Origin of the sequence: Acidovorax sp. HMWF018 (assembly GCF_003061035.1) — a bacterium.
Taxonomy (GTDB): Bacteria; Pseudomonadota; Gammaproteobacteria; order Burkholderiales; family Burkholderiaceae_C; genus Acidovorax; species Acidovorax delafieldii.
Window position 1 is genome coordinate 1 of sequence record NZ_QAIM01000120.1, and the last position, 3,556, is coordinate 3,556.

Annotated in this window: 6 protein-coding genes; all 6 read right to left on the bottom strand. The window is 59.9% G+C overall.

Annotated elements, in window-relative coordinates; translation table 11 throughout:
* Positions 1-158: 158 nt before the first annotated feature.
* Positions 159-404, bottom strand: a complete 246-nt coding sequence (locus DBR23_RS04430) for a hypothetical protein (protein WP_108497442.1) — start codon at positions 402-404, stop codon at positions 159-161.
* Between the two features lie 123 nt (positions 405-527).
* Positions 528-821: a hypothetical protein gene (locus tag DBR23_RS29180; protein ID WP_146191226.1), complete on the bottom strand. Its 294-nt coding sequence runs from the start codon at positions 819-821 to the stop codon at positions 528-530.
* Between the two features lie 121 nt (positions 822-942).
* Positions 943-1,374, bottom strand: a complete 432-nt coding sequence (locus DBR23_RS04435) for a GNAT family N-acetyltransferase (protein ID WP_108497443.1) — start codon at positions 1,372-1,374, stop codon at positions 943-945.
* A 181-nt stretch (positions 1,375-1,555) separates the two neighbouring features.
* Positions 1,556-2,437, bottom strand: coding sequence for a helix-turn-helix domain-containing protein (locus DBR23_RS04440; protein ID WP_108497444.1), 882 nt, complete (start codon positions 2,435-2,437; stop codon positions 1,556-1,558).
* A 12-nt stretch (positions 2,438-2,449) separates the two neighbouring features.
* A complete protein-coding gene (locus tag DBR23_RS04445) occupies positions 2,450-2,809 on the bottom strand; it encodes a nuclear transport factor 2 family protein (protein ID WP_108497445.1) in 360 nt (119 codons plus the stop codon).
* Between the two features lie 125 nt (positions 2,810-2,934).
* The coding region (locus DBR23_RS30275) for an NAD(P)/FAD-dependent oxidoreductase (protein ID WP_233250270.1) at positions 2,935-3,556 on the bottom strand (622 nt) is incomplete at its 5' end.

Here is a 3,556-nt window from a genome sequence, read left to right on the forward strand (position 1 = left end):
CCCAAATGGGCGGCGCAAGAGGCCACAAAATCCAAAAAATGGCGTCTTCCGCGTTCGCGCGGGAAATTTCGAGGGCTTGTTCAGCGTAGCCTTAGGAAAAGCAGACACTTAACGTCCAAAGGACGCGGCTGCCAAAGGCACTCCACTTGACTGCCGTGTCAGACCACTGACAACAGTGCAATTAGAAAAAGAAGAATCAACGAGCCGACTATTGGAACCCACAGCCATTTGGGCATCTTCCAGAAGTTCGCGCGATCTCGGGGGAAGAAGCGATGCCGACGCATCGTCCTTTCATGCAGTGCCGTCGCGTCATCAAATTTCCTATGTAGATCCTGCGAGAACGTTCGCAATTCCTCAGCCGTCTTACGGAGTTGCTCTGGCGAAATTTCATCGTCGTTGGTCATCTGGTGTAGTCGTAGGAGTTAGGCATCGATTCGTTTTGAATCAACGCCAGCTTTGGGGTGCTGTTGTCCAACGTCGGCTTCGGGCCCATAGCAGTCCTTGCCATGTTGCAGATGCGAGGCTGTTTACTTGCGAGCTTCAAAACGTGATGCTGCTTCGCTTAATCCCATGTTTTCAGCCGCCAACTGGAGTTCCGCCCAAAAAGCTGGAGGGGAATGGCAAAGGTCGCCAAGGAACTCTGCTTCTTCCAGCGCCAACCCGAGTTCGTTGTGATTTAGAAACTCATCCATCTGATGAAGAGCGTCTAACGCCCCGTTTGGGAGTGGCGACGGCAAGTGACTCTTGCTTGCAATCAGGTGTCGAGACGTAGTTGCCCAAGAAGAACTAAGATCTTTGGCCGCCATTGTTGCTGCCTCCATTTGCCAATGTCCGCTTCTGGCCGGATTCTGCCCCACACAGAAGGACGCTAGCGGGCCCGTTGCAGACCTTTGGCCCCCGGCAGCAGACGACTTGCCGGTACGCATCATCTTGATTTGAGGATTAGCTTTCACTAAGGTAGCCCCCCTCCACCTGCTGCTGCTGATTCTTAAAGATGGCCATAGCCGTCTTCATTCGCATGAAGCCGAATTTCCTGTAGAAAGGTTCTTTGCCTGGGACCGCATACAAGATGATTTTCTTGTGACCGGATGACATTTCCACCAGGTCACTGACAACTTGTTTGCCGAGGCCTGTGCCTTGATAGCTGGGCAATACCGCAACGTCGCATATGTACGAGCAATCTCCACCATCAGCGAGCGCGCGTCCCACCGCTACGAGCGTCGCATTCTCGTAGACGAAACACTTGAACATGCTGTTTGAGAAGACTTTCTGCAGATGAAGCGGCGGCTTCTCGCCTAGTGGTGCAGCCCGATAGAGGGCAGAAAGTTCTTCCCAGTCGACTCCATCTGCAGAGTGTTTCCATTCGAGTGGCATTTGTGGCTCCAATGTCCGCTTCTGGCCAGTAGGTAGCGGGCAGCTCGATTACTGTTCCGACCCTGGCTCCGGATGATCTTAATCAGGTTCAAAGGGACTCTCTCAGTCGGTTCCGGCAGGTCGATTCGACGCCCCTAGCGATGGCGCCCCAAAGGAGCACGGTCCTCTTGGAGGGGGAGGGTCAGCGCTTGCCCTGGGCAATCGGGATCGCGTAGTGCATCACGGAGTCGCTGGACGTCGGGTGGTATTGCGAGCCGTAGATTTCCAGATCCGGCCCCAGGGTGTGCGACGGGCCGGCCGACAGCAGCCAGCTCGCATAGATGTAGTTCACCGTCGCATCGACGTTCTGCGCAGGGCCCCGGTGGGTGAAGCGTGCATAGGTCGATCCGGGGATTTCCATGGCCACCATGCCCGGTGGTAGTGCACCGAGGCCCCGCACTTCGATGCAGGCCAGGTAGCGCAGTTCTTCGGTGTGGGGCCCCGCTGGGGCTACGACGCCGTAGCAGACCCCAGGCACGGTGTTCGCAATCTCGCCCAGCCGGGGCAGGAACTTCGCCCACAGGGGCGGCAGTTTCTGGCCCAGGTTGTTCTTTTCGGAGTCGATGCCGTAGTAGTCCGTGGGCAGCCCGACCAGCCGCATGGCAGGCTGCTCCTTGATGTCGGGTTCCAGCGAAATGTTGTGGTGAATGTGCCCGAGGTAGCTTTCGTCGAAGCGGATCTTGCGCACGAACAGCGAGCGGTTGCCCATCTTGCGGTACTGCGACGGCGTGAGCCGAAAGCAATCGCGGAACGCGCGCGTGAAACTCTCCTGCGTCTCGTACCCCGACGCCAGCGCAATGTCGAGCACGCTCAACCGTGTGTTGGTCAACTGCTCCAGCGCCCGCGAGAACCGGCGCGACCGGATATAGGTCTTGAGGGTTTCGTTGGTCAGCGCCTTGAAGATCCGCTGGAAGTGCCACTGGCTCATCCCCGCAGCCCGTGCCACCTCCGAAAGCTCGATATCGGATTCGAGATGGGCCTCGATGAAATCGATGCCCTCCTGGATTTGCCGGAGATAAAGCACGGTGGCGTCGGTTCAAGGGGTTTCAAAGAAACCGGTCATGGCAACCAGGCGATTCTGGTCGTTGTACCGGCCGTAGCTCACGCCTTCCCCGATCACCTGCCCGCTGCCATCCACCATGTTCCATTTGGCGATGCTCTGCTGGTTGTGGCTGGCGAAATAGTGGGTCACAAAATGCCCGCCGGGGACCTGACTGTGAAAGTTGTCCATGTAGGCCGTCAATTGGTCCCAGCCCTGGGCTGTGGCCAGCGGGTCGTTGTAGGTGCAGGCAGGGTCGAGGGACTGGGTAAAAAGGGCTGTGCGGTCCGCGGCCGAATCGGTCTTCCACGACGCGGTGTAGGTGTCCCAGATGGATTGAAGGGGGGGTTGGCTCATGGCGTGCTCCTGGTGGGTGGATGGAGACGCCATCGTGCCGGGCGCCTGCGCGCCCTTTGGACATTTTGTGCTTATTTGTGGGCCCGTCGTTTGGGCACGAAGTGACGAGCCCTGGCCCGCCGGGACTACACGGTGGCAGAAGGTGCCGATAACGGTGCGACGCCCAGCAACTGGTGCAGGCGCGGACTGGTGGTGGTGTACTGCAGCGCCACCTTGTCGCCCTTGAGCACCTCGGCCGCACCAAAGGCCGCCAGCGTGGCTTCGTGGAAGCCGCACAGGATGAGCTTGCGTTTGCCGGGGTAGGTGTTGATGTCGCCCACGGCGTAAATGCCGGGCACGCTGGTGCGGAAGGCCTCGGTGTCCACCACCAGCTGTTTGCGGTCCATGGCCAAACCCCAGTCCGCAATGGGACCGAGGCGGGGCGAGATGCCCAGCACGGCCACCAGCAGGTCCAGCGCCAGGGCGCGGGTGCTGCCGTCGGCATCCACCACCTGTAGTGCGGTGAGGCGGTCGCCCGCAGTGTCAATGCCGGTAATCTGTGCGGCCTCGACGTGGATGCGGCCCGCATCGCGCAATTGCTGCAGGCGTTGCAGCAGGGCTTCAGGCGCCTGGAACACGTCGCGGCGGTGCAGCAGGTTGACGCGTGCGGCCTGGCCTTGTTCGGCCAGTTCCACGGCGCGGGCCACGGCGGGCTCGTCGCCGCCGTGCACGACGACGTGGCGCCCGGCCACATCTGCAGTCGCGGGC

Excerpts from the sequence above, each read along its gene's own strand:
- DBR23_RS04430 (WP_108497442.1), bottom strand. The coding sequence starts at position 404 with ATGACCAACGACGATGAAATTTCGCCAGAGCAACTCCGTAAGACGGCT.
- DBR23_RS29180 (WP_146191226.1), bottom strand. The coding sequence starts at position 821 with ATGGAGGCAGCAACAATGGCGGCCAAAGATCTTAGTTCTTCTTGGGCA.
- DBR23_RS04435 (WP_108497443.1), bottom strand. The coding sequence starts at position 1,374 with ATGCCACTCGAATGGAAACACTCTGCAGATGGAGTCGACTGGGAAGAA.
- DBR23_RS04445 (WP_108497445.1), bottom strand. The coding sequence starts at position 2,809 with ATGAGCCAACCCCCCCTTCAATCCATCTGGGACACCTACACCGCGTCG.